General features: G+C 64.3%; 26 protein-coding genes and 1 tRNA gene. 13 read left to right on the forward strand and 14 right to left on the reverse strand.

Annotation, left to right across the window (positions count from 1 at the left end; translation table 11 throughout):
• Positions 1–12 precede the first annotated feature (12 nt).
• From ACIBJI_RS25405 to ACIBJI_RS25415, 3 genes are all read left to right on the forward strand, one after another.
• A complete protein-coding gene (locus ACIBJI_RS25405) occupies positions 13–492 on the forward strand; it encodes a peroxiredoxin (RefSeq protein ID WP_364345451.1) in 480 nt (159 codons plus the stop codon).
• Positions 493–524: 32 nt separating this feature from the next.
• Positions 525–596, forward strand: a tRNA-Val gene (locus ACIBJI_RS25410).
• Positions 597–669: 73 nt separating this feature from the next.
• Positions 670–1,197, forward strand: coding sequence for a hypothetical protein (locus ACIBJI_RS25415; RefSeq protein ID WP_364345453.1), 528 nt, complete (start codon positions 670–672; stop codon positions 1,195–1,197).
• Positions 1,198–1,208: 11 nt separating this feature from the next.
• Here ACIBJI_RS25415 and ACIBJI_RS25420 read toward each other — a convergent pair whose 3' ends face one another.
• Positions 1,209–2,072: an NAD(P)H-binding protein gene (locus tag ACIBJI_RS25420; protein WP_364345455.1), complete on the reverse strand. Its 864-nt coding sequence runs from the start codon at positions 2,070–2,072 to the stop codon at positions 1,209–1,211.
• Between the two features lie 85 nt (positions 2,073–2,157).
• On the opposite strand from ACIBJI_RS25420, the gene ACIBJI_RS25425 reads away from it, so the two are divergent.
• The gene (locus tag ACIBJI_RS25425) at positions 2,158–2,901 is read left to right on the forward strand and encodes a TetR/AcrR family transcriptional regulator (RefSeq protein WP_364345457.1); all 744 of its coding nucleotides are present in this window, start codon (positions 2,158–2,160) and stop codon (positions 2,899–2,901) included.
• A gap of 435 nt (positions 2,902–3,336) precedes the next feature.
• On the opposite strand, the gene ACIBJI_RS25430 is transcribed toward ACIBJI_RS25425, so the two are convergent.
• The 3 genes from ACIBJI_RS25430 to ACIBJI_RS25440 all read right to left on the reverse strand — a co-directional run bounded on the left by ACIBJI_RS25430 (position 3,337) and on the right by ACIBJI_RS25440 (position 5,317).
• A complete protein-coding gene (locus ACIBJI_RS25430; RefSeq protein WP_396958602.1) occupies positions 3,337–4,245 on the reverse strand; it encodes a DUF5677 domain-containing protein in 909 nt (302 codons plus the stop codon).
• A gap of 626 nt (positions 4,246–4,871) precedes the next feature.
• Complete coding sequence (locus ACIBJI_RS25435; protein WP_364345461.1) at positions 4,872–5,027, reverse strand: hypothetical protein; 156 nt, start codon at positions 5,025–5,027, stop codon at positions 4,872–4,874.
• Positions 5,024–5,317 carry a hypothetical protein gene (locus ACIBJI_RS25440; RefSeq protein WP_364345463.1) on the reverse strand — a complete coding sequence of 98 codons (294 nt, stop codon included), beginning with the start codon at positions 5,315–5,317 and terminating at the stop codon, positions 5,024–5,026. The genes ACIBJI_RS25435 and ACIBJI_RS25440 overlap by 4 nt, the downstream gene beginning before the upstream one ends.
• 158 nt (positions 5,318–5,475) lie before the next feature.
• Between ACIBJI_RS25440 and ACIBJI_RS25445 the strand changes: the two genes are divergently transcribed.
• Entirely contained in the window at positions 5,476–6,624 is a 1,149-nt protein-coding gene (locus ACIBJI_RS25445) for a helix-turn-helix domain-containing protein (RefSeq protein ID WP_364345465.1), read from the forward strand.
• Positions 6,625–9,533: 2,909 nt separating this feature from the next.
• Positions 9,534–10,202, forward strand: a complete 669-nt coding sequence (locus ACIBJI_RS25450; protein WP_397086206.1) for a class I SAM-dependent methyltransferase — start codon at positions 9,534–9,536, stop codon at positions 10,200–10,202.
• A gap of 84 nt (positions 10,203–10,286) precedes the next feature.
• On the opposite strand, the gene ACIBJI_RS25455 is transcribed toward ACIBJI_RS25450, so the two are convergent.
• Complete coding sequence (locus ACIBJI_RS25455) at positions 10,287–10,529, reverse strand: site-specific integrase (protein ID WP_364345469.1); 243 nt, start codon at positions 10,527–10,529, stop codon at positions 10,287–10,289.
• Between the two features lie 90 nt (positions 10,530–10,619).
• On the opposite strand from ACIBJI_RS25455, the gene ACIBJI_RS25460 reads away from it, so the two are divergent.
• Positions 10,620–10,937 (forward strand): hypothetical protein, encoded by a 318-nt coding sequence (locus tag ACIBJI_RS25460; RefSeq protein WP_364345471.1) that lies wholly within the window; start codon positions 10,620–10,622, stop codon positions 10,935–10,937.
• A gap of 87 nt (positions 10,938–11,024) precedes the next feature.
• On the opposite strand, the gene ACIBJI_RS25465 is transcribed toward ACIBJI_RS25460, so the two are convergent.
• Positions 11,025–11,234: a hypothetical protein gene (locus ACIBJI_RS25465; protein WP_397086208.1), complete on the reverse strand. Its 210-nt coding sequence runs from the start codon at positions 11,232–11,234 to the stop codon at positions 11,025–11,027.
• Between the two features lie 50 nt (positions 11,235–11,284).
• Here ACIBJI_RS25465 and ACIBJI_RS25470 point away from each other — a divergent pair, with 50 nt between their 5' ends.
• The gene (locus ACIBJI_RS25470; RefSeq protein WP_397086210.1) at positions 11,285–12,223 is read left to right on the forward strand and encodes an SDR family NAD(P)-dependent oxidoreductase; all 939 of its coding nucleotides are present in this window, start codon (positions 11,285–11,287) and stop codon (positions 12,221–12,223) included.
• Between the two features lie 185 nt (positions 12,224–12,408).
• On the opposite strand, the gene ACIBJI_RS25475 is transcribed toward ACIBJI_RS25470, so the two are convergent.
• Positions 12,409–13,017, reverse strand: coding sequence for a helix-turn-helix domain-containing protein (locus tag ACIBJI_RS25475; protein ID WP_397086212.1), 609 nt, complete (start codon positions 13,015–13,017; stop codon positions 12,409–12,411).
• Between the two features lie 199 nt (positions 13,018–13,216).
• On the opposite strand from ACIBJI_RS25475, the gene ACIBJI_RS25480 reads away from it, so the two are divergent.
• Positions 13,217–13,948, forward strand: a complete 732-nt coding sequence (locus ACIBJI_RS25480; RefSeq protein WP_397086214.1) for an MBL fold metallo-hydrolase — start codon at positions 13,217–13,219, stop codon at positions 13,946–13,948.
• A 124-nt stretch (positions 13,949–14,072) separates the two neighbouring features.
• Here ACIBJI_RS25480 and ACIBJI_RS25485 read toward each other — a convergent pair whose 3' ends face one another.
• Positions 14,073–14,186, reverse strand: coding sequence for a recombinase family protein (locus ACIBJI_RS25485; protein WP_364345482.1), 114 nt, complete (start codon positions 14,184–14,186; stop codon positions 14,073–14,075).
• A gap of 147 nt (positions 14,187–14,333) precedes the next feature.
• Positions 14,334–14,873 carry a uridine kinase gene (locus ACIBJI_RS25490; protein WP_364345717.1) on the reverse strand — a complete coding sequence of 180 codons (540 nt, stop codon included), beginning with the start codon at positions 14,871–14,873 and terminating at the stop codon, positions 14,334–14,336.
• On the opposite strand from ACIBJI_RS25490, the gene ACIBJI_RS25495 reads away from it, so the two are divergent.
• Positions 14,835–15,053: a hypothetical protein gene (locus ACIBJI_RS25495; protein WP_364345737.1), complete on the forward strand. Its 219-nt coding sequence runs from the start codon at positions 14,835–14,837 to the stop codon at positions 15,051–15,053. The two genes, ACIBJI_RS25490 and ACIBJI_RS25495, sit on opposite strands and share 39 nt — an antisense overlap.
• 309 nt (positions 15,054–15,362) lie before the next feature.
• Here ACIBJI_RS25495 and ACIBJI_RS25500 read toward each other — a convergent pair whose 3' ends face one another.
• The gene (locus tag ACIBJI_RS25500) at positions 15,363–16,166 is read right to left on the reverse strand and encodes an LLM class flavin-dependent oxidoreductase (protein ID WP_364345484.1); all 804 of its coding nucleotides are present in this window, start codon (positions 16,164–16,166) and stop codon (positions 15,363–15,365) included.
• A gap of 301 nt (positions 16,167–16,467) precedes the next feature.
• Here ACIBJI_RS25500 and ACIBJI_RS25505 point away from each other — a divergent pair, with 301 nt between their 5' ends.
• Positions 16,468–17,202 (forward strand): recombinase family protein, encoded by a 735-nt coding sequence (locus tag ACIBJI_RS25505; protein ID WP_397086217.1) that lies wholly within the window; start codon positions 16,468–16,470, stop codon positions 17,200–17,202.
• Here ACIBJI_RS25505 and ACIBJI_RS25510 read toward each other — a convergent pair.
• The 3 genes from ACIBJI_RS25510 to ACIBJI_RS25520 form a co-directional block, all read right to left on the reverse strand.
• Positions 17,108–17,440 (reverse strand): hypothetical protein, encoded by a 333-nt coding sequence (locus ACIBJI_RS25510; RefSeq protein ID WP_364345739.1) that lies wholly within the window; start codon positions 17,438–17,440, stop codon positions 17,108–17,110. The genes ACIBJI_RS25505 and ACIBJI_RS25510 overlap by 95 nt on opposite strands.
• A gap of 570 nt (positions 17,441–18,010) precedes the next feature.
• Positions 18,011–19,813: a serine/threonine-protein kinase PknD gene (locus ACIBJI_RS25515; protein ID WP_364345488.1), complete on the reverse strand. Its 1,803-nt coding sequence runs from the start codon at positions 19,811–19,813 to the stop codon at positions 18,011–18,013.
• Positions 19,814–20,409: 596 nt separating this feature from the next.
• Complete coding sequence (locus tag ACIBJI_RS25520) at positions 20,410–21,084, reverse strand: TetR/AcrR family transcriptional regulator (protein WP_397086220.1); 675 nt, start codon at positions 21,082–21,084, stop codon at positions 20,410–20,412.
• A gap of 496 nt (positions 21,085–21,580) precedes the next feature.
• On the opposite strand from ACIBJI_RS25520, the gene ACIBJI_RS25525 reads away from it, so the two are divergent.
• The gene (locus ACIBJI_RS25525; RefSeq protein ID WP_364345493.1) at positions 21,581–23,068 is read left to right on the forward strand and encodes a glyceraldehyde-3-phosphate dehydrogenase; all 1,488 of its coding nucleotides are present in this window, start codon (positions 21,581–21,583) and stop codon (positions 23,066–23,068) included.
• A gap of 266 nt (positions 23,069–23,334) precedes the next feature.
• On the opposite strand, the gene ACIBJI_RS25530 is transcribed toward ACIBJI_RS25525, so the two are convergent.
• The gene (locus ACIBJI_RS25530; RefSeq protein ID WP_364345495.1) at positions 23,335–24,165 is read right to left on the reverse strand and encodes an alpha/beta hydrolase; all 831 of its coding nucleotides are present in this window, start codon (positions 24,163–24,165) and stop codon (positions 23,335–23,337) included.
• Positions 24,166–24,266: 101 nt separating this feature from the next.
• Here ACIBJI_RS25530 and ACIBJI_RS25535 point away from each other — a divergent pair, with 101 nt between their 5' ends.
• Entirely contained in the window at positions 24,267–24,629 is a 363-nt protein-coding gene (locus ACIBJI_RS25535) for a glyoxalase (protein WP_397086223.1), read from the forward strand.
• The last annotated feature ends 228 nt before the right edge of the window (positions 24,630–24,857 follow it).

Genomic DNA, 24,857 nt, shown 5'->3' on the forward strand with positions numbered 1-24,857 from the left:
GGAGGATCAGTGATGCCAGTCGAGCTCGGCCCGCTGGAAATCGGCACGCTCGCGCCGGATTTCACACTCAAGGATCAAAACAACCAGGACGTCACGCTCTCGGACTACCGCGGCAAGAAGAACGTGCTGATCGTGTTCTATCCGCTCGCCTTCACCGGCATCTGCCAGGGCGAGCTGTGCAAGGTTCGCGACGAGTTACCCAAATTCCAGAACGACGCCGCGGAAATCCTCGCCATCTCGGTCGGCCCGCCGCCCACCCACAAGATCTGGGCGGCCGAACAGGGCTACATCTTTCCGCTGCTGTCCGACTTCTGGCCGCACGGTGCCGTAGCCCAGTCCTACGGCGTCTTCAACCAGAAATCCGGCTACCCCAACCGCGGCACCTTCGTCGTAGACCGCGACGGCATCATCCGCTTCGCCGAAATGAACGGTCCCGGAGAGCCCCGTGACCAGGCGGCTTGGGAGAAAGCGCTCGCCGCGCTAGAGTCCTAGACCGGCCCGTCGGTCACCCACCGACGGATCCCGGGCGTATAGCTCAGTGGTAGAGCTCTGGTTTTACACACCAGCGGTCGGGGGTTCGAACCCCTCTGCGCCCACCGAAGAAGATGCAGGTAGGAAACTTTTTAACGCCTACCGTCCTTTGCTCCACGCTGGCTCCGTGGAGCAAACATGGAGCAGGACACGCCCCTCCTGACCGGGGCTCCGGCCGCGCGCGGACCTGGGCGGCAGATTGGGGTGGGTTCCGAAGTGTTCGACCAACCGCGACTCACCTCCGACGGCGTCGGTACCGGATGGCCTGGCGGGATTCCACGGCAGCGACCGCCATGGTTCAGCTCTGATGAACAGTACGAGGCGTTCCTGAAGACGATGACCCACGACCTCGGGCCACAGTGCATTACCGCGAGCAGCATCGATGTCGAGCACCTCGATGAGCAGCGCCGCAATAAGCTGCTCGCCAATCACGCGTTGCGGCCCACCCTCGAATTCGTCTGCACCGCCTTCGCTCAGTTCGACGACGCGGCACTGTTTTCCCGAATCGGCACCTTCGAGAAGCAGTTCGTTCACGGACTGACGGGAGATCTCGCGGCCAAAGTCGGCGAGGCCGTCAAGAACGGGCGTGTTTTGATGCCGCCAGCGGCGGCAACGCATCTAATCCTCGACCCCACTATCCGCGTATACGCCGGACTCACCGCCTGAGCGCCGAGCGCTCAGCTCGCCAACAGCGCCTCGCGCAGAACCGCGTCGAAACCGGTCGGCTCGCGGCCGATCAACTGCGCCAACGTCGGGTCGACCGTGGCGAATTCACCGGCCCGGCTAGCAGCGAAGATATCCACCATCATGTCCGCCTGCGCGGCCGGGACGCCATAGCCCAGCATCTGGTGCCGGAATTCCTCGTCGGATACGGTGATGCGCTTGATGGTTCGGCCCGTGAGCGCGGCCGCGAGGGCGGCAATTTCGTCGAAATCGATGGCCTGCGCTGCGGTCAATGGCGGTGTGGGACCGTCGAATCGACCTTCCTCGGTAAGGATCGCCGCGGCCGCGTCGGCGAGGTCGACGTGTGCGGTCCAGCTCACCGCCCCATCCGCGGGCAACACGAGCTCTCCGGTCTCGGCTGCCCGCCCGAAGAACCGCACTGCACTGGCAGCGTAGAACCCGTTGCGGAGCGAGGTGAACGGAACACCGCAGGCCTGCAGTACTTCCTCGTCGGTGGCGTGGTCGCGACAGGGCTCGAACCGCGAGTCCGGGCTGGCACCCATATGGCTGGTGTAGAGGACGCGGCGTGCGCCTGCAGCGGCGGCTGCTTCGATGGCAGCCCGGTGCTGTCGGATGGCCTCCGCGCCGAGCTTGTCGACCGAGACGAGGAGCACCTGGCTGGCGCCCTCGAAAGCGTGGGACAGGCTGCCCGGGTCGGTGAAGCTGCCCTGTCGCACCCGTACTCCGCGGTCGGCCAAGTCCTGCGCCTTTCGCGGGTCGCGGACGCTCACACCCACCTGGTCGGCGGGCACTCGCGTCAGCAGACTCTCGACAATCCGACGGCCCAGCTGCCCGGTGGCTCCGGTCACGATGATCATGCCTTTACTCCTTGATTCCAACGGAAACGATAATACGTTAACAGTGATACTTCCGCTGGAAACAGTCAAGCGATATCGTTAATTCATGACATCGCCCACGCCACACAGGAACGACGCCACCGTCGGACCCGACGGCACGGCGTCGACTCGCGAACAACACCGGCAACGCGTCATCGAAGCCGCCGCCGACCTGCTGGAGCGCGCGGGTCGCGATGCGGTGACAACTCGCGCAGTCGCCGACCTGGCAGGGTTGCAGCCACCGGCGATCTACCGGCTGTTCGGTGACAAGGACGGGCTGCTGGAAGCGGTGGCGGAGTACGGTTTCGCGAAATTCGTCGCCGGCAAACACGTCGACCCCGACCCCGTGGATCCCATCGAAGACCTTCGGGCCGGGTGGGACCTTGCGGTCGAGTTCGGTCTGTCCAACCCCGCGCTCTACACCCTCATGTACAGCGAACCTGCCGGCACCGAGTCGGCCGCATTCCGGGCCGGACTGGAAATTCTGCGCGGACGGGTCCGTCGCCTCGCCGCGGGTGGCTGGTTGCGTGTCGACGAACAACTTGCGGCCGGGATCATTCACGCCACCGGCCGGGGTGCGGTCCTGACCTGGCTGTCCTTCCCGGAAGCCAACCGTGACCCGGCCCTGCTCACCGCACTCCGAGAGGCCATGGTCACCGCGGTCACCAACGAACGCCCGGCCATCCAAGACACCGGCGCGGCCGGCGCGGCCCGCGCCCTCCGCGCCAACCTTCCCGAGGAAACAACGCTCACCACCGCCGAACAACACCTCCTCCGAGAGTGGCTCGACCGTCTCGCAGGTGAACACTGACCCCTCGACGCGCCGGCAGGCCGCCCCGGAAGGCTGGTGACAACCAGCGCCTGCATGTGACAAATAGAACCTGTCGGCACAGCAGCCCACCCTTTGCGACCGACTAGTTTGTGGATTCATCGAAAGTGTGTTCGATGATTGGCGGCCCGTGTACCAGGTCGAAGGTCGTCGCCGAGCCGGGACGGCTGTACCGGACCCGTGCGGGCTGGGTTGAGCCCGCCTCGGTTGCCTGCCCGCGCGTCATCTAGCCCCGCGAGCCCTACGTCAGTGGTTGTCAGCGCTGTTGCTCTCGGCCCTGATCTGACGCATCGGCGGTGTGGCGGCGCCACCACCTGGCCGTTGCAGCAGATCGTCGGTGTCGTGGCGTGGACCAACCGCCGCAGGAACGGCACCACACCCATACCCCGGGTGCGCACCTCGCGCAGCGCCACAGTGTCAGTAGTCGAGGCGGCCAGCCGGAGGGTTTCCGTCTGGCCAAGGCTGTCGCCCACTCGGCGACAGATTCCATTCGTTGGCATCAACGAGTGGCACAGCGGCGAACTGGGCGACAATCCTCCCTGCCGCAAAATAGGGTTCCAGTAGAGCTTCATCCCCGGACAGGAGCCCTGCATCTTCAAAGAAGTCGGCGCAGGCACTCGCGGTATCGATGAAAAGCTTGGGTAGCTGGTAGAGCGCGAAGCTGGCCCGGTATTCGCGAAACTCCGGTTTCAGTGCGCCTAACTTCCCGTGAGGATCACCCCAGAAATGGCGAAGCACTTCGCCCATCGAGAAGTGCAGGGCACGGCTCGCGGCGGCGTGCAGGTAGTCGTACAGATCCTCGTGTCCACTCTGCTTCGCAACCCAACTGGCACTTGGCAACACGCCGCGTTGCCAGCCGTACTGCTTGCGGAACCCCTGCAGCACACCCTCCAAGAGAGTCTGCTGCTTCTTCTGGGCATCCAGGAATGCCACCGGATACCAAAGCTCCTGCATCACCGCGTCGCCGACATAGACACGCTGGGCCATTAGAGACCGAATGCCGTCGGAGCGTCCCATAGCAGTGAGAAGTTCCTGCGCGTGCTGCTGTGGTAGGTCTTTTACCCACAGCATCCACAGCAACTCATCGAGCGCTGGCCGGACGAACCCGACAGCCAAATGCCCGAGCCCAGCCTTGGCCAGCACCACGGTGGCGTCGAGGGCTTCGAGTTGACGTCGAAGAATGTAGTTGACCGCCATCCGGCGAACATCGGTCAAGGCCGTCTCCCAGCTCAGGTCCCCAATAACGATGACCTGCTTCCCAGCAGCGATCCACGCTTCGACAGCTAGCAACCGCGCTTCGACGTCACCGTCCTCGAACACAGCCATAGAGCCAGCATGTACCCAATGACGTGCTCGTACGGAATTTGCCCCCGAAGGAATCGCCAGACTCGCGTGTATCGATCCGAATCCCACCAGGCACAGGCCGAGTCGGCTTCACCTGAATCCGGTAGACCGCGAACCCGCATCGTCTGCACCCTGTGCCCATACCGGAGGGAACAGACAGCGCCCCGTGCGCCGGACCGCGCGAGCGTCAGCTCGCGAAGAACGGCGCGCGACACCGTCGCACCACGCACACACCGTGAGCCGCCCAGCACACAGGAATCAGCAACTAGGCCGCGAATCTGTAGACCGCAGGAAAGGTGCGGCCTCAGGATCTACGACGAATACGGCGTGTCCCGCCCCTGGAACGGCTGCGCAATGCCTGGCGGTGCGCCAGCCCGGAGGACATCGAGCATTTCGGGGAGTCTCCGGCATTGCCGCGTCATATCGAAGGTGACATCGAATTCGCCATGCCTCGAGTCCGAGCCCTGGCCGGTCACCTGCTCCACATCGGCGGCGAGAAGCGCTCGACGGCGAATCGATGCGGATCGGCCGTTACCGCACATATTGGCCAATATATGCGGCAACGGTCATCAAGTTCGGTATCGACGCCGACTTCAGCTCGACGCGGCCTACCGTCCGCCTTCGTCCTCGATGCGCTGCCGGATCGCCTGTACCGTACGGTCTTTCGGGATGCGCTCGGGCCAGAAGATCACCGCGAACACCACGGTCAGGGGCAGGCCGAACACGATCACCCACCCGAGCATGATCCACATGTCGGCACTCATCGGCGCACTCCGTCGATGAGCGACCAGCGGGCGAAAGTCTCACGCGGGCAGGCGCATTCGATGTCGCACGCACCCATCAGTCGATTCAGTGTCGCCGCGTCGATATGGCCGGAACTCGGGAGCAACACCACGTCGGTACCTGATGCCTCAGCCTGTTCGGCCAGACTCAGTACCGAGCCCGTGTCGGCCCAGCGCAGCACGTATCCCAACCGGCGCGCCAAGCGGCGCACTTGAGCCGAGTCCCATTCGGGTACCGGCGAACACGGGTCCATCCAGCCGAGCGCATCCATGCCGCAACCCTCCTGTCGTTGGCAAGCTCCCACCGCCGAGGACTTCGCATCACCCGGCGGCGGGGCTGAAAAAGACGCTAGGCGTGCGACTTTGGGGAATGGAGTACTTCGACGGCTACAACCGTCTACAGCCGGACTACGCACGTTAGGCTGGTCTTATGGATGAGTCGGACGCCGTTACCGGTGCCCGGCTGCGCGCTGCGCGCGAGGCGGCGAGGCTCAGCCTGTCCGCGCTGGCGGCGCGAACTCACTACTCCAAGGCATTGCTCGGCCTGTTGGAGACCGGGCAGCGCCAGATCCGACCGGAACACGTCCGCGCTTACTCCGATGCCTTGGGCATCGGCTCATCGCTGTTCAACGAACCAGCCGATGGTGAGCAGGCAGCGGCGGAATGGATTCATCGGGTTGCCGCGTCGGACCTCGGTGGAGACACTTTGGACCGCCTGGAGCTGGCGGTGGACGACTTGGCGGCGGGATACCCGATGACTCCGCCGGGCGAACTGCTCATGCGCATACGGCAACATCTCGGCTATGCCGGACGCCTGATGGACAGCCGCAAGACCCTGACCCAACACCGCCGGTTGCTGGTCGCGGTCGGCTGGCTGTCGCTGCTGGGCAGCACCTGCCACATCGACTTGGGCGAAATCTCCGCCGCAGCGGCTCGCGGACACCTGGCCTGGAAGCTCGCGGACGAAGCGGGACACCGTGAGATCGCGGCATGGTGCCTGGAAACACGGGCATGGCAGCAACTGACCGGCGGTGAGTTCACGGCAGCGGCCGAGTTAGCGCGCGCCGCGCAGTCCCTTGCCCCGGAAGACAGTTCGGCGTTCATCCAGGCGACTGCTCAGGAGGGCCGTGCTCTGGCGCGGCTCGGGGACAGCAAAGGCACCTACGGGGCGCTGCGCAAGGTCGCCAGGATGGTATCCGGGCTGAGCACGCCTGATCGACCCGAACACCATTTCCGCTACGACCCAGCGAAATCGGATGCCTATGTGGCCACCACGCTGGCGTGGCTCGGTGATCCGGCGGCGGAGTCCTACGCCCGGCACGTACTCGCCGATTTGGCGGGGGCCGCATCCGCCCGCCCGCGTCGCATCGCGATGGCGAACCTTGACCTGGGTCTGGCGCTGGTCGCCGCCGACAAGCCTGATGAGGCGGCGGACGTGGCGCTGGCCGTGGTCACCTCGGGCAACCTGGTGCCCTCCCACTACTGGCGCGTATCCGAGGTGGTCTCCGGTATCGAACACCGGGATGTCGCGGACGCGGCCATGGTGCGTGAAGCGTTCCGCGACACCTACGCCGTGTAGCAACCACAGATTCGCACAGGTCAGAGGCGTGATCGGCGCACCCCCGAACTTGCCAAGACCTTGCCAAGACAGGCAGATACGGGTCGGACACAGCGGTACTGGCTGGACGTTCTCATGCCTCTGACCTCGACGGGATGGACCGGGCGGTACCTGCTGGACGATGTGGCGCGCTTTTACACACCAGCGGTCGGGGTTCGAACCCCTCTGCGCCCACCGAAGAACTACCAGCTAGATACCAGTTTCGTTATCGCAACACATCTGCTCCACGGTCATTTCATGGAGCAAACGTGGAGCAGGCACGGTTTGCGGGACCAAGAAGGGGAGCTAGATGGCGGACGCAGTCAACCCAGCCACCGCCCTGTACCAAATCCTTGACCGCGTCATCAACTCCCAAGCCACCTCCGTTGCCAAAGGGCTGGGAGTCTGTCCTCGGGGCAAACGTAGGCACTGCTGGGTTCGCGCTTCGCCACAGTGAAGTCGTAGGTCTGTTGAGCGCTGTCCATCAGCGCCTACTGAGGTTGCCTGCAGGCGACGGCGATCGCGAGCGGCACTTGCGCTATCTGCCAGCCTGGTACGACGCGATTGTCTGCCGAAACGGCTGGAACAGCTCGACCTTCCCCCGCCGCGAACCTAATCCCCTCTGAGACCCTGGACCACCTTGGCAGTTTGGGGTCCTTGTTCAGGATGATGGCGGCTTTCGTTGTGCGTCAGGCAGAGAGCAGATCCACCCTGCTGACTCGTACCTCATACTGCTCTTCACGGAGGGCGCCCTCCGCCTTCTCTTCCCAATCGGCCAGGCCACCGCTATGTCGGTGCTGTCCAGGGAGATGAGTGCCGCAGAGGCCGCGCGGCGGCGCGGGATGAGTACGGCATCGGTGGGTAGGTGGAAGCAGACTTTCCTGGATGCCGGGACCAAGGCCCTCGATGAAGATTCCCTCCGGTCCGGCCGGGGCGCAGGGCACGCCGGAGCAGCGGCGGTTGCGGATGGCACGAGACCGACGACCTACCTCAACGCGCCCTTGCTGACGTTCCCCGTCATTTGCATCATATGTTTGGCTTTGGAACGTTTTGGTGGGGTGGTTCCTGCGCCCGCGGAATGATCACGCAGGCCCTACTGCAGGCGTAGGATGAGCGCATGGATTTCGCGGTTCGGGCTGGGTGATGAAGAGGCTCCCGGGAAATCCTATAATGGGGGGTGCCATTGAAAATGGTTGGCATCACTATCGCATGCGGGTCGCTCGGGCTGACCAGTAGCCTTTACTCTCCGGTGACACTGTCGCCGGGGCGGCGGGAAAGTAAATGGAATTTGGACGCGATCATTCGTATGTCCATTTTCCGCAAATACATGAGAAATTCCTCTAAAGAAGCGAGTGAACTTCACATGTCCGAGAACAGCAAACACAGGTGGTGGGTTGTTGGCGTCGCGGTCCCTCTCCTGGCCGCCGCGATCGGCGCTATTGTCGTTTTGTGGCCCAAGCCTGATCCGACAGCTGTACCGAGCTCAACGTCATCGAACGCGCTACGGACCACGATCCCGCTTCCGGCCGCTGACCCGATACCGGACTGCAAGTGCTTCAATTACAATCCTGAATGGCCGGGTCTTGCTCGAGGCTGCTACAGCGGTTCGATGAGTGCATGTGACCGGCTGTGGAACCAGACCGCGTATGCGGCCACCCCGGCGCCTGTGGCACACAACTACGGGCTCAGTTGCGGCGGGCGACGGTCTCTCGACAAGGGGCAAGGATATACGTATTCGTCTTGTGCCGAGCGGTTCCCAGGCCATGCTTGAGTGGAGCCGCTTCACAAAGGGCAGAGTGAGAAGGCTATGGCCAGTTGGCCTTCCGCAACATCCCAGGCAAAACCGAAATCTTACGGACCTGTCGTACGTGTCCAACTCGTTGGTTGCATAGGGCTGACACCAGACGTCTAATGATAGTTAACTGATAGTTTGCTTCCAAGGGGTGGTTGGAATGCTATTGCACAGTCGCTGTTGGGGGGTGATCGCCTCAACCCTGATGGTCGGGGCGTCCATTACCGGTTCACCGGGTGGCGTCGCACAACCGCCGGAGCCGACAACGCTCGCCGGAATTCTCGCTCGAGTGGAAGCGCGCGGCAATCCAGCAGAGGGCTCCGCACTGGACGCTGCGCAGCAGTGGGTCGCGCGTTATGGGGACATAGACCTGCCACTGACCAACGTAAATCGCGCAATAGAGTACGCCGGGACCTGGCCACCGGAGTGTGTGAATCCGGTGGCAGCATTCGAGATCAACGCGCAGCCTTCCGGACCGGATATCGCCGCCATGATCTACAACGGCCCATGGCGTTTTTCGTGGGAGCCGGTGCCCGACCCGCCTGGTGTACTTTCCCCGTTCTCAGGAGTTCGGTTTATCTTCGTCAACATCGAACAGCAATTTATTGGCGAGGTTCCGTGGGAGTGGACCGGAACGCGGACAATACCGGCTATTCCGTTGGATCGGGCCTTCCAAGGGAACTTTCCGATTCGATTCAGTCAACTCACTGAGTTCGGTGGTGGGACGGTCGTCGGCCTCTTTGTCGGGCAAGACATCCCGACTAATGGGCCCCAGTGTCCCCCGTACAGCAGAGCGGTTGTCGCAAACGGGGACTCCACAGGCTGCTCGCACTTCTTGTGCCCGAGTGGCTACCCCTACAACCGCTACCCGCCTCCCTACGGCTGACCGCGACCACAGCCTATGCACTTGGGGTGAGGCGGGTTTCACCGCTGCTGGCTGCGCCACTTGAGGTAACCCTGTTGCGGATTTGGACGCACCGAAACCCTCCTCCAGGGCACACCGCTGACTGCCGCCGCCCTGCCGAACCTCCGGCAGCTGCCGCCCTGCTCGATGAGCTGGACATGCGTGAGGATGCCCGCCCGGCGTACCGTCGAGTTTGTGAGCAGTGGCGCCTTGCCGGCGGCAGCGGTGAAGAGCTCGGACCCGTGGGCCCGGGTGTTCGCGGCGCTGTATGACCCTCTGCTGTGGGTGGGCGAGAGGGCGGGTATGGGCGCTCGCCGACGGGATTTGCTCCGCCATGCGAGGGGGCGGACTGTCGAGCTCGGCAGTGGCACCGGTCTTAACCTGGAGTACTACCCTGACGGTCTCGACGAGCTGATCCTCACCGAACCGGAGCCCGCGATGCGTGCGCGGTTGGCGCGGAGACTGCTTCGCAGTCGACGTCGAGCGCGTGTGCTCGACGCATCGGCGGAACAACTGCCGTTCGCGGATGAAACCGTGGATACGGTCGTCTCAACTCTCGTGTTATGCACCGTCGACGACCCTGATCCGGTGTTGCGGGAGATCGAGCGCGTGTTGCGCCCCCGCGGGCAGCTGCTGTTTCTCGAGCACGTACGTTCTGAGTCGCGGCGACTTGCCTATTGGCAGGACCGCCTCGCTGGCCCGTGGCGCCGGTTCGCGGAGGGCTGCCACTGCAACCGCGCCACTCTCGAGCTGATCCGGGCGTGCGGGCTGGAGCTCGAAGACGTACAGGAAGCGTCGTGGCGCGGAGAGCCCCCGATTGTTCGACCGCTGATCCTGGGTGTGGCCACCAAAAGCGGTAAGTGACTGAAGCTGCGGCTCACTCGGCCGCGTACCGGCGTGCTGCCTCAACGGGCCTGTCGGTGGTACCAACCGCATGAGACAGCACAACTAACCGAGCACGCCTACGCTCCCCCACTGGCTATCAGCCAGGCTCGCGTAACGCTGCGTCGTCCGCAGCGACGCGTGCCCAAGCAGTTTTTGAACCTGCTGGATCGGCACCCACGCGCGTACGAGGCGGCCCGCGTAGGTGTGCCGTAGATCGTGAGGCCGGACCTTTCCCAGTCGCCGGGTGAACTCGGCGGCTGGGAAGTCGGCGATGCCGGAGCTGAAACGGCCGATTCGTGTCCGCACCGGCCATGAACAGGGCAAACTGTCCGGTGGACTCTCGCGGTCTCACGGTAGGGCTGACCATAGGCAGTATTCCGGAGCTAGGAGGACGCGATGACTAGTTTTGCAAGCCAGCAGTGCATCTCCCAGATGTCGGAGACGAACCCGCGGGCGCAGCTGTTCGTTGATGGAGGCGCCGCATACGCATATTTGATGTACCGGGATATCCAAGACGGCCGGTACGACCGCATCCCTACGCCGCCGGGCAACGATCATCTGGTGTTGCATGTCGAGAAGGGGCTGCGGGTGACGATGTTCTCCGAGCCCGTGTTCACCGGAGCCAAGACCGTAGTGGCAGCGGATCAGGGCAGGCGCGTCAGGCAGTTGGTCGACCGCGCGGTGGTGAAATCAGCGATCGTCGAATCGGTCTGACGCAGACCATCGCCGCAGCCGCTCGAAGTCTTCTCATGGACTGTCGAGGAATTAATCATCTACCGAACGCGGGACTGCCGCAGATCTTCATAGCGCGATGCGCGCGCCGACCGCGGTCAAGGTGAGGATGGCTCGGGGTGCGGTGACGAGATCGCCTGCTTTGGCGATGGTGCTGAGAAAGACCGTCCCGGTGCCGAGCACGAACAGCACAGCGGTCACGATCAGGTAGCTGATTTCCGGACATGCGTCGATCCACCCCGGCGGGCCGAGGGGGTACTCAATTGTGCGGGGCTGCATGCCAGTGGCGTGTGAGGGCAGTGCAAGAGCCCGCTGTAAAGGTCGATGGCATGACGTGGCATAGCGGCCAGCAGGCCGAGGGGAAAACAATTCTGGTTACCGGCGCTAACGCTGGCATCGGGTATTTCACCGCCGAGCAACTGGCGGCCAACGGTGCCACCGTGGTGCTGGGCTGCCGTGACACCGCCAAGGGCGACCTCGCGGTGCGCGCGATCCGGGCACAGGTTCCCGGCGCACGACTGCGATGCGTGCGCTTGGATCTGGCGGATCTGTCCTCCCTGCCTGCGACAGCGGACGCCCTCGATGCCGATAGCCTGGACGCGGTCGTGCTCAATGCCGGAGTGCTGCTGTCGGGTCGCGATCGCCGCGTGAGTGCTCAGGGGCACGAATTGATGTTCGCGACAAACCATCTCGGGCACTTCGCGCTAATCGCTCATCTTGCGCCGATGCTGACGGCCGCCGCGAACAGTCGGGTGATCACGGTGGGCAGCTTCGCCGCGCGGTCGGAGCGGCTGGATCTCACCGATCTGCAGTCCGAGTACGACTACCGGCCCAAGCGCAGCTATGGGCGATCGAAACTGGCCCAGATGCTATTCGGTTTCGAACTGGATCGTCGTCTGCGCGCACGCGGTGCCGGCACCGCCAGCATTGTCGTCCATCCCGGCGGTGCCCTGGACTCGCTGACCCCGTCGCGGCCACCGTTGTTCGTGCGCACCACCACCCAGCGCCTGCGCGGGCTGCCCGCAGGTGTTGTACTGCACGGCAAACACGCGGGGGCCGAAAGCATTGTCCGAGCCGTTCTGGACGCCGAGATCACCGGCGGGCAACTATGGGGGCCAAGGGTTTTCGGTCTCCGCGGACAACCGCATCGGGAAACACCCCACGCGCATATGACCGACCTCGACACCGCCACCGGAGTGTGGGCCGCCAGCTCGGCACTCACCGGCGTCGATCCGCTCGACTGTCCGTCTACGCCGGCCCGACCATGACCCGCCCTGTTTCAACTCCAAATACCCCGAATCGTCATGACGGGCGCCTCGGCATGCCACACAGCTCGCGGTTCGAAACCGGCGACTGTGCACGTTCGAACGAACGCACCATAATGCCGCTACCGAGCGAACGACTGACGCTTGGGGGTGTGGGCGGTGGTCTCCGATGTGCCTGCTGCGGCCGATCAGGTTCTGCGCGAGATGACCATGATGTATTCGCAGGGAGCGTTCGTTCGGTTGGCGAAGCCGTGGTCCGCGTCGGCCTGGAAGAACAGGGAGTCGCCTGTGTTCAGGGTCTCGCTGATCCCGCCGATCGCGACGGTGAGAGTGCCTTCGAGCACCACGAGTTGTTTCTCCGTACCCGGTGGATACGCGGGCAGCAGCCCGGTAGAGACCTGTGCGGGGAGGTAGTGGACGACCATCTCGGCTCCTCCCGCGCCCGGGGCCGCTGACACCATGTGCCGCTCGAAGCCGGTTTCCGGGTCACGGAAAACGGGGCGATCATTCTTGCGCATGACAACGGCCACACCAGACGCGGCAGCAACTGCCCCACCGATCAGGTCCGAGAGCGACGCGTCGAGCGCGTGGGCGATCCTAGACGCGACGCCGATCGTCGGGCTCTTCTCACCGCGTTCGACCTTGGACAGCATCGCCCGGCTGACCGACGACTGTGTGGACAGCTGCTCCAGCGTCAGACCCGCCTCCTCGCGGCGTCGCCGCACGTTACCGCCGAACGCGCCAGCCATGTCGTCACCGTGCTGTGGTTCGGCCGTGTTTTCGTCTTGCTCGACCACCCGTGCTCCTCGATCGATGGGTACCTCGCTGCCCACAGTGTAGATTTCTTCTAAAGAAGATATAGTCTTCTATCGGAGACACGCGATATGCGCTCAACACGACGGAGGTTCCATGCGTTTGATCTCGAGTGGCCAGCACCATGCCACGTTCGAATTCGGCGATCTGCAGGTGATCTCGTTGCGAGACGGGTACATCGACATGCCGCCGACACGGCTCCGCGACGAGGACGGTCGCACGCTCGAGGAGCTGCCAGCCGCCGTGCCGCTGGCCGGCGACAACTTGCGGCTGTCGGTCAACGCCTTCTTCGTCACCGACGGCACGCGGTCGGTTCTCATTGACACCGGCGCGTCCAACGCATGGCACGACCCCACCATGGGATTGATCTACGACGCGCTCGACGAAGCGGGAATCGACCGCGCGCATGTCACCGATGTGGCCATCACCCACAAGCACGAAGACCACGTGAGCGGCCTGATCGCGCCGGACGGTTCAGAGGCGTTCACCGAACTCGAGCGCGTGTGGATCGGCGCGGGCGACACCTCGGTATTCACGGGGCGGCTCGAGCCGATCCGCGACCGGGTCGTACCCGTGTCCGAGACGGTCGCGATCAACAACTGGACCACCGCGATCCCGACGCCGGGCCACACACCCGGTCACACCGTCTACCACGTCAGGAGCGGCACCGGTCACCTTCTCGCGTGGGGCGACACCGTTCACGTTCCCACGCTGCAATTCGATCAGCCGAACGTGTCCTGGGAGCTCGACGGCAACCAGTCCCAGGCCCGCGCCGCACGAGCGGCCCTCCTCGAACAACTGACCCAACCACACCACTTCGTAGCCGGCGCCCACCTCGACTCACCCGGCATCGCCCGCGTAACCCCCTCCGGCGACGGCTATGCGCTGGAATACCTCGCTCCACCGATCGGCTGATCGAGCCTGTCGGCTCCGAGCCGCGCTCGCGATGGCGGCCAAGGGGGCAAGCTCGTCCGGAACGTGGTCGAGCCGATCAGGCGCTGTCCGGGCGCGTAGAAGTTGATCAAGGTCGAGGGTTAAATTAGCCGGAGGCCTTGTTGAGGAAGATCTGCTCGCAGCCGGCCGCGGTGAGCGCGTCGCGTTGCCCGTCAGGGTTCTGGTCGGTGGTCGATACACGCCCGTAGTCGATTCTCATGCCGGAATGCATCGAAACCCGACAGGTTGACTTTCGGTGCGCGCGGCATGCTTTACAGGCCCGGCCTACGGAAACGTCATGCCGCCGTGGCTGTCTCGCGAACGTCCGTTCGCGAGACAGGTGATGGTTGCCCAGTGCCGAGCTCAGTTAATGGGCGCGGTGGGCATGTTCCGGAGCGATGATGCGTGGGTGGTCGAATCGGGAGTTGTCGATGACGATGTCGGCTCGTGCCCACGGCCGCGAACACTTGAAGTACAGGCGCTGTCCGTCGACGTATCGACGCATCGTCTCGTGCTCTGGGTCCGGGTGAGTGCCATCGCGTTCGGCCATCCGCTGGGCCGTCACCTCGAATGGCACGTCCAGAAAAACCGACACATCCCAGATGTCGACGAGTTCGTCTCGATGTAGGAACAGTCCCTCGACCACGACCACCGCTTTGCGCGGCGCGAGACAAGCCGCCCGACGGACGATGGTGTCGGAGCCGGGATCGTAGGAAGCGGTGCGATACCAACCATCACCGCCGGACCGCAGTGGGTCGAGTGCGTCACGACGTAGTGCGCGGTAGTTGTAGGAATCGAGCCAGAAACCCTGTGGTGATCGTCGGCCCCGTGCATGCCGGACCACGGACGGGTTCAGGAAATCATCGGCATGCAGCACGATCACGGGTCGAGTGTGAAGCCGCTTCACGAGTTCGGTGGTGAATGTGGTCTTCCCGCTGCCATCGACGCCATCAACAGCGACGAGGGCACGCTCGAGCGCAACCCCTTTCAATATCCGTGCGGCGATCGTCTGGAAAACATCGACCATCGAACAAGTATTGCCGTACAGGCGCGCTCTGTCGGTGGCACACTCGACGACCGCGAGTAGACAACCGACGAGCAGTGTCGAAGCGTTCAGTAGACACTGGACACCGGTGCCCTGCGAGTGAATCAGTGATTTGAGGCTCGACACAGCTCCTCACCATCCGTGCCATCGGGAACGCGAAAACACCGCCATCTTCGACTGCAAGTCACACGGAAACCCGCGCCGGGGATTTACGTCGAAAAAGCCTGGGATGCAGCTATTTTCGACATCGTGGATCGGCTACGGGCGGGGTCCGACCGCCGACCAGAACCCCGCCCCCTTGCGTCGGCTCTCGAAACCGGCGGTTCCGTCGCGTCATCCCTCGCCGCCCAACTACCGTCCGGCGAGCTCGGCGACGACCGGAGCGAACCTTTCGGCGAAGTCGGCGCCGAAGATGAAATAGGAGAAGCCGATCTCCTCCCGTCGCCGCTGGATTTCCTCGGCGGCGGCGGCCGGGTCGTCCGGAAGTACGGTCAGCGCGTCCGCCGCGCGCAGCGCGGCAGGGTCGGTGTCGGGGGGCGCCATGTGCGGCGCGACAGTGTCGCCGATGACCGGCACGGCGAGCGCGAGCTCGATGTCCGGAACGGCGCGGAAGTCGTGTGCCAGCCGCGCGACTTCGGTCCGAGGCTGATCCCCCAACGCGAATGTGACCGTGTCCGCGACCTCGGCCGCCAACGCCCGGGCCTTCGGACCGAGTACGGCCATCGCCACCGGCGTGTGCATGTCGGGGCCATCGAGATCGCGCAGCGCCCTGACGGTCTCACCTATCTGTGCCAGCCGCTCGTGCGGCGGGACGACGGGCAGTCCCTTGTCGCGGAGCTCGTCCTCAATTCCTGGCCTGCCGGTGCCGATGCCCATCTCGAAGCGACCGTCGGTCAGTAGCGACAGTGAGTGCGCTTCCCACGCCGTCATCCAGGCCGGGCGTAGCGGAGAGGCATACACCCAGGTGCCCACGCGCAGGTCGGTACGGGCCGCGACGGTGGCCAGCATGGGGCCAGGCGCCGGTTGTGTGAGAGGGAAGTCGGGCACCAGCAGCGTCGAGTAGCCGCTGTCGGCGATGCGGCGCACACGGTCCAGCCACGTCGGCAGGTCAGTTCTGAGCGGGGCCACGACCCCGAATCGAAACGGTCTCGTCATGCCTGAATTCCTCTCTGTGGTCGGCGAGATCACTTGCCAGCCACCTTTGGGGTAGGCCCATGATCATCTCCTTCGGTACATCCAGAGATATCGACGACGGATCAACCCGAAATTCATCGGTGCAGCCGAGATCGTGTCCACGCTCCGGCGAACGGCTCTGAACTCGGCATTTTGGTGCGTTGACCCTCTCGAGCTCAGTGGCACACGCCGACTAAACGAGCCATTAGTCCTGTTGAAGAGGACTCCGAACATAGCTGAAGAGGACTCCCAGCATCGACAGTCCCGGCCCACTGATCAACAAATGTGTCGAAACGGTTGGTGTTCAACAAGTCCTGTCGGGCCTTTCTCGTACAGTCGCGCCCATGACCGACACCTCCGGCGCAGCATCGGCACTCGCCCTCGAAGGAGATGTCCTCGACCCGATCGGAGGCGGCGGCGCACTCGTCGGCTACGCGCGGGTGTCGACGACCGGGCAGCTGCTCGACCGCCAGCACTACATGCGCTCACCGCCGCCGGATGCCAGAAAATCTTCGCGGACAAGAAATTCGGCAAGAACGCCGAGCGCGAAGAACTGTGGTGTTGCCTCGAGTACCTGCGCCCCGGCGACACCCTCGTGGCGCCCGCCCTGGACCGCCTCGGCAGATCCTGCAAGGCGCCATCGCGATCGTCGCCAGTCTGTAAGCGCGGCATCGGATTCCGGTCTCTGGACGAAGCGCTCGACACCACCACCCGGCGGCCGGTTGGTCTCCGTGTGTTCGCCGCGCTGGGCGTAGTTCATCCGCGAGCCGATCGTCGACGGCACCGACGAGGGCCTGGTCGCCGCCCGAGCCGGGCAACGCCTCCGCCGGCCACCGAACAGATCCGCCAGGCCCGTGCTATCCCCCCGCCCGGAGGAGGCGGTGTCCTCGGTTACGCGGCTGGTCGGTGTCTCGCGGCACCCCCTACAAGCACATCTCTGCCTCGACCAACGTTTGCCATGCCGCTGCCTTACGCGCGCAGTTGGCCACCCTGCAACACCGGTGCCGTTGCATGGTGAGCTGTGCCTCCAGCACACCAAGTGGCTCGTCCGGTGCGTCATGCGGAAACCCGACCGGCCAGTACGCGGCGGTGTTCATCTCACTCAGCTCCCTGCTCACACGATGCAATCTCTTGACGGACTGCCCTTCGAGTACCCGTCCTGGCCACGGCCACACCACGGCGACGACCGCGACCATGACTCCCCGCACCGCAGCCAAGCCGACCGCGAATGCCTGCCACCCCTGCATACCGGTCACCGAATCTCGGTGTCCGACACGGCGATCGGCAGTCCCCTGTCCGGAAACGCTTTCATGAGCTCCCGAGTATTGGCCCACTTCGCAAGCATCCTGACCGACGGACGGCTGATCTACTTCGCAGACTTGGGCCTCGCCGACTTCGATCTTTCCGCCGAGGAGACTGACTTCTTCCGGAATCACAGCGCATACGACCACTGCTACATCGCAAGTCACCTGCTCCGTCACATTCTCCTCGGTAAACGGCGTGACAGAACGAAATACAAAGCGTTCTTGCGTGATTGGGGCGAAGAACCACCGATGTCACGCCCGAGTTCGCCGCGATCATCATGTACGGGCCAGCATGATTCTGAACAACTTCCACCGCGATCTGCTCCGGAGTAAGCGGACCCCCTTCCCGGAACTCGAGCTAGCCGGTCACCCGGAAACCGTTGGTCGTGAGCCACTGGCAGATCTACTGAGACATGTTCTGCCACAACGACGAATCGGATTACCGATGACTTGTCGAGTACTGGGTCCGTACGACGCCGACATACAGGATCTCTGGAACCCGGAATTACGCGGAACGGTGGTTCAGCCGACCGAGAGTTTCACCACCGGATTGGAGCCCAGGTCGGTGACGTATACGTTGCCCGCCGTATCGACCGCGACACCCTGGGGATTCTTCAGGCCGGTGAACGGCAGCGGGGTCGGCGTCGACGCGCCCGCCGCCAACCTCACCACCCATTTGCTGCCCCAGTCGACGACGTACAAGTCGCCCGCCGGGTCGACCGTCATACCCTGGGGATCTTTGAGCCCAGTGACCGGCAACGTGGTCGGCGCCGACGCGCCCGCCGACAACCTCAGCACCCGCTCGGTACTCAATTCGGTGACGTACACGTTGCCCGCAGCGTCGACCGCCACACCCTGGGGATCTTGGAGCCCCGTGAACGGCAGGGTCGTCGGCGCCGACGCGCCCGCCGCCAATTTCACCACCCGATCATTACCCCGGTCACCGACGTACACGTCTCCCGCCGTGTCTACCGCCACACCCTGGGGATCTTTGAGCCCGGTGAACGGCAGCGGGGTCGGCGTCGACGCGCCCGCCGCCAATTTCACCACCCGATCGTTACTCGTGTCGGTGACATAAATGTTGCCCGCAGCGTCGACCGCCACACCCTGGGGGTTATTCAGGCCGGTGAACGGCAGCAGGGTCGACGTCGACGCGCCCGCCGCCAATTTCACCACCCGATCGCTACCCATGTCGGTGACGTATACGTTGCCCGCCGTGTCGACCGCCACATCGGTGGGCAGGCTGACGTCGGTGAACGGCAGCGCAGTCTGTGACAAGAACCCCGGGCCGATAGGTGTGGGCGAGTTGCCACCGCCGCCGGATTCCCCTTGGACACCGATGAAGACAGCTACGGCGGCCACCACCGTAACCGCGACCGCGGCGGCGAGCAGCCCGGCGGTCTTGGGCGACAATCTGATTCGCTGCGTAAGGCGCGCAGCCGCGCCCCCGGTGGTACTGACCGCGGAACCGTCTACCACGGCGCAGGCCGCCGCGGCCAGCTCGCGCACGGTCTGGTAGCGCTCGTCGGGGTTTTTGGCCATTCCCTTGGCGATGACCGCATCGAACGCAGGCGGTACCTCGGGTGTAGTGGTGCTGGGACGCGGCGGCGGGGTGTGCAGGTGATGGGCGATCACACCTTGCACCCCCGCTGCGCTCGCAAACGGCGGCCGGCCGGTCAGGCACTCATACAGCACGCATGTCAACGCGTATACGTCCACTCGGGCATCGGCCTTGATCTCCGCGCCGATCTCCTCCGGCGCCATGTAGGCGATGGTGCCGATGGTCTCGCCGATCGTGGTCAGCGTACGGTCGTCGGCGGCGTGGGCGATCCCGAAGTCGATCAGGGAGGCGAACTCATCGGCCCCTAGCAGGATGTTGGTGGGTTTGACGTCGCGGTGGACCAGCCCGGCGTCGTGGGCCGCCTGCAGCGCGCCTGCCACCTGTGCGACGATCGCCACTGCCCGCTGCGGCGACAAGGCCCCTTCTTGCGTGATCACCTTGCGCAGGTCGGTGCCCTCGATCAAGCGCATATTCAGATAGAGCCGACCGTCGATGTCGCCGAAGTCGTGGATGGGGATCACATGCGGCTCGGTCAACTGCGCTACTGCCCGGCACTCCCGGCGGAACCGCTCGCGCAGCTGCTCGTCATCGGCGAAGCGCTCGGGCAACACCTTGAGCGCCACCACCCGATTGGTCAGCGAATCATGCGCCCGCCACACCTGGCCCATGCCACCCTGACCGAGCAGCGACAGAAGCCGATAACGTCCGAACGCCTCCGCTGGCCCCCGAGTGGGGTCCCCGCCACTCAATGCCGTGTCATCCATTGCGCCGTCCCATGACCACCCGACTGGCAAACGGTGTACTTGCTTGCATTCCAACCCCCCGCCCGCGAGCGGGTGGCCCTCACTAGTTGATTTAGCCAGGCCGACAGTCGAGAGTCGGCGCTATCGTCGGCTCGCGAATTTCCCAGCCCATGCTCATGCCGGCAAGTACGCGGCCGGGCACTGCCCCGCAACCGGTGCGAGTGCGCGGATCGTGTCCAGAAATCCGCCAACAAACCTGTAGCAACTTCAGCGTACCTCTGAGCCATACGATCAACTTCGTGAATCCGGCCGTCCAACACCACTCGGAGGCCAGGCCAGATTGCATAAAGGCCGGTCCGACAGCGAACCGATTCCTATGCCCGGGTGCCGACCGGTAGGCCCCCGTCCAGCACCGATCAATATCAGGAACTCCTGGAACGTCGCGACTGAAGGACGAAACGCATCGGCCGTCCGGCAGGCGTGGCGGACGGAATGTGTTCATCGCGGCAGGATTTCGGCAGGGCGATTGCGCGCTACGTGCACATCGGTGGCCGATACCGCGAGCGGGAGAAATCGCGCCACCGCGCCCTAGGCCTACTCAGCGATTGATTCGACGCTCACGCCTTTCCATTGGGTGCGCCATCCGGCAGCTGTAGCAGGCCGCGTGCCACGAGCCCCAGCACCTGCTCGAGCGCGAAATCGATGTCGGCCCGGGTCGTGGGCAAGGGGCCGTCGACGAGCAGACCTGCCAGGCCATGGACGGCCGACCAAGCGGCGATAGCGGCCCCAGGCCTTCGGTTCGAGTCCAGCAGGCCGGCCGCCTGTGCCTCGTCGAGAACCTGATTGAGGATTTCGAATGGTTCGGTACTCTCCGGTGGCGACTCGACCTCTTCGGCGGGCTGGGAGTCCCGGCTCTTGGTGTCGGCCGGGGGGTGCGAATAGAAGGCAGTGCGAAACAATCCGGGTTCGGTCAACGCGAAGTCGATGTACGCGGTCCCCACGGCGCCGAGCCGCAAGACGGGATCGGCAGCGCTGTCCACGCCTCGACGCATCTGCGCGGCCAGTTCCTTACGCGCAGAGCGCGATACGTCCGCGAGCAGTGCCTCGCGGTCGGCGAAGTGGCGATAGGCAGCCGAGTGCGATACCCCGGCCACCCGCGCCGCCTCCCGCAGGATCACTCGGTCCGGTCCGCCCTCCCGTGCCAACGCGACGCCCGCGTCCACCAGAGCCGTTCGCAACGAACCGTGGTGGTAGGGCTTTTGCCGATTCCTGGAGGGCCCGACTGAGCTCATACGTCAAGAATCGCACATCAGTGTTGACACTGGTCACATCGGTGCCTGCGCATGGCAGTCGTGCCGATGAATCGGCTGGACCGGTTCGACAGTATGCAGGGGCCCCCAACCCGTGCACCCGCGATACTCGGGCGAGTCGGCATTGTGGCGTGCCGTGAAACCCGCCTCGGACGAACGCGCCGATGTGACATTCACGACCTTGGCCGACACCCCATCGTCGTAGCTCCGGACTGTGTCACGGCAATTCGAGATCCTGATCCATCCGAACGGTGGCCCGCCGGTATCCGCAACGCTCGGTATTGCATGCAGGTTCAGCAGGTCACAATCTCCATCAGACCCGCGAACGTGGCGATCACCGCCCACTCGCGGCGTACGCCCTTCATGTCCGCTTCTTGACGGATGCCGACCTCACAGCGGGGTAGCGGGGCCTTGTGATAGCGCGGCCACGGATAGCATCGATCTTCGTACAGATCGAGGAAACGCCGAGGGGCTTGTGTTGACTACCGACCATCTTGACCGCTGGAACGCTCACGAGGCTTCGGCGGAGGCGATGATTCCGATCATTGGCAGGCTGTACCGAGAAAAGGGGGTCACCATCCTCCTGCACAGCCGGTCGCTGGTGAACAAATCGGTGATCAGCATTCTGCGGACGCACCGGTTCGCGCGGCAGATCGAGGGTGAGGAACTGTCGATCGAGCAGACGCTGCCATTCCTCGAAGTGCTCAGCAACTTGGACCTGGGGCCGTGCAAGATCGACCTCGGCCGGTTGGTGATGGCCTATCGCACCGATGGTCGCGGGCTGTCGATTCCGGAGTTCACCGGCACGGTGCTGGCCGATGTCACCGACGGCAATAAGGCCGAGGCGCAGGGCCCACGCGACGTGGTGTTGTACGGCTTCGGGCGGATCGGTCGTCTGGTCGCTCGGCTGCTCATCGAGAAGGTCGGGTCCGGCAACGGGCTGAACCTGCGGGCCGTGGTGGTACGCAAGGGTGGCGAGGGTGATCTGGCCAAGCGGGCGTCGCTGTTGCGGCGGGATTCGGTACACGGGCAGTTCAATGGAACGATCAAGGTCGACGCCGAGAACGACACGATCATCGCGAACGGCAACGTCATCAAGTTCATCTACAGCGATGATCCGACGACGATCGACTACCCCGCGTTCGGGATCAACGAGGCGATCCTGATCGACAACACCGGCAAGTGGCGTGACCGTAACGGCCTGTCGCAGCACCTGCGGCCCGGCATCGCGAAGGTCGTGCTCACCGCGCCCGGCAAGGGCGACGTCCCGAATATCGTGCACGGCGTCAACCACCGCGACCTCGATCTGTCGGAACAGATCTACTCGTGCGCTTCGTGCACGACCAACGCGATCGTGCCACCACTCAAGGCGATGGATGACGAGTACGGCATTGTGCGCGGTCACGTGGAGACTGTGCATTCGTTCACCAACGATCAGAACCTGCTGGACAACTTCCACAAGGCCGACCGGCGCGGGCGCTCCGCCCCGTTCAACCTCGTGCTCACCGAAACCGGCGCCGCATCCGCGGTCGCGAAGGCGATGCCGGACTTCAAGGCCAAGATCACCGGCAACTCGATTCGCGTTCCTACACCGGACGTTTCGGTCGCGATCCTGAACCTGCAACTCGAGCGCGAGGTCACGAAGAGCGAAGTGCTCGAGTACCTGCGTCAGGTGTCACTGGCTGGACCATTGAGCCGCAACCTGGATTACACCGCGGCCACCGACGTGGTTTCGAGCGACTTCATCGGCTCCCGCGCGGCATCCATCGTCGACGCCAACGCCACCATTGTCGACGGCGACACCGCGATCCTTTACCTCTGGTATGACAACGAATTCGGCTATTCGTGCCAGGTAGTGCGGACGGTGCAGTACATCTCAGGCATCGAGTATCCGACCTACCCGCAGTTGGGTAAGCAAGATCGCACCGACGCCGTTCCCACACCGGCCACGGCCGCCGCACGTTAGTTCGCACGGTCGACTCCGGCCATTGCGGTTTTTTCCGCGGCGACCGACCTCGCCCGTGCACTCGAGAAGCAACTGTAGTTTGCCCAGAAAAGCTGGCGACCACGCAACGTAGGTGGCCGACTTGTTTGGGCTACACACCCGCTATCGGGGAATCGAATCCTCCTGCGTCCGAACAGCGACGGGCCTGCCCCGCCAGCAAGGTCGGCGCCATCCGCGGGCACGATGTCGAAGAAAAATGGGGTTGTTCGTCGGCATGCCAGTAGCGGTCACCTCAGGAATTCGCGGACTGCGCCGAGCCACTGGTCTGGCTGATCGATGTGCGCCATGTGGCCCGCCTCGTCGATCACCACCGGCCGTGCGGAGGGAATCAGGGCAGCCGCCTCGGTGGTGAGTGTCGCGGGGAAGATCATGTCTTGCCGGCCGTGTAGCAGTAACAACGGCACGTCGAGTTCGGCCAGTCGCCGCGCCGCGTTCTCGTATCGGGGCGAGGGCAATGTGCCTGCCACCATGGGCCGCATCCATTCGGCGGAGAACCGGATGGCCGCGAGACGCCGCAGGTAGTCGGGTAGGGCTGCTGGCCGCCAGATATTTGCCGAGGCTCCGGCGATGGCTGCTGCGCGGGTAAGGCCGGCACCGGCCAACGAGCTCTCGGACCACACTTGCGCCTCCCTGGCGCGACGCTCTTCCCGAACCTGCCATCCGGCGAAGGCGTCTGCGGGCACCGGCAGGACGCTGCTGGACGCAATGATCAGCCGTCGTACCCGGTCGGGTGCATCCAAGGCGAGACGTTGGGCGATCAGGCCGCCGTATGAGAACCCCAGCACGTCGGCTCGGGCGACACCGTATGCATCGAGCAGCGCCGTCAGATCCCCGACAACAGTGTCCGGGGTGTATTCGTCGTCTCGAAGTCCCTGGGTGGATCGGCCGCAGCCGCGCAGATCCGGCAGTATCAGCCGATGCGTCCCTGCCAACTCGACGAGCGGTTCGCGCAGATAGCTGTGATCCCAGTCCGGTCCACCGTGGATAACCAACAGTGTTCGCCGCGCCGGACCGGCGGAGTGTGCGACAAAGAGCGTCACCGCGGGATCCGCGGACACTGGCACAACCTGCTCGACAAACACTTCGCTCAGTCTTCCATCCGCTTTGCGCGTCAATGACTGATCGAGTGGCCGCATAGGCTGGCGGCACGATTCATCATGTGCAGGTGGGGTGCCCGGCGGGCAGCGAGGATCGTCAGCGAGCCTTCTACGAGGGGGTTCTCGGTTGGACAGAACTACCGAAACCACCGCTGCTGGCGGCTCGCGGTGGCTGCTGGTTCCAAGTCCCCGGGCTCAGTGGGCCCGACGGAGAGTTGCACGTGGGTGTCGAGCAGGACTTCCGCCCCGCACATAGAGCTCACCCGGCGTTCGTCGTCGATATTGACGCAACAGCCGGTGCCCTTGTGGCCGCTGGGTATCCGGTCGAGTGGGCCGATCCGGCCGAGATCCCTGGACGCCGCCGCTTTCACACGCGCGATGGCGTCGGCAACCGGCTGGAGTTCCTCTCCCCCGAAGGCCACTGAACAACCGGCGACATGTAGAAGCCACTCAGACTGCCGGACCACGAGATGATACGTCGTTCGGCATCGGGCAAGGGATTCTCCGACACGAACCGGCCCGGCTGCCTCTGGCGCCCGGTCGTGACATACACGCAGGAATGCCTCGTTCGCGAGACCCAGGTCGTCATGACGCCGACCTGGCCGGTCCGCCCATGTCGTGAGAACTCCATCGCCAAACCGTGGATGTCGTGA

Origin of the sequence: Nocardia sp. NPDC050408 (genome assembly GCF_044458905.1) — a bacterium.
GTDB lineage: Bacteria > Actinomycetota > Actinomycetes > Mycobacteriales > Mycobacteriaceae > Nocardia.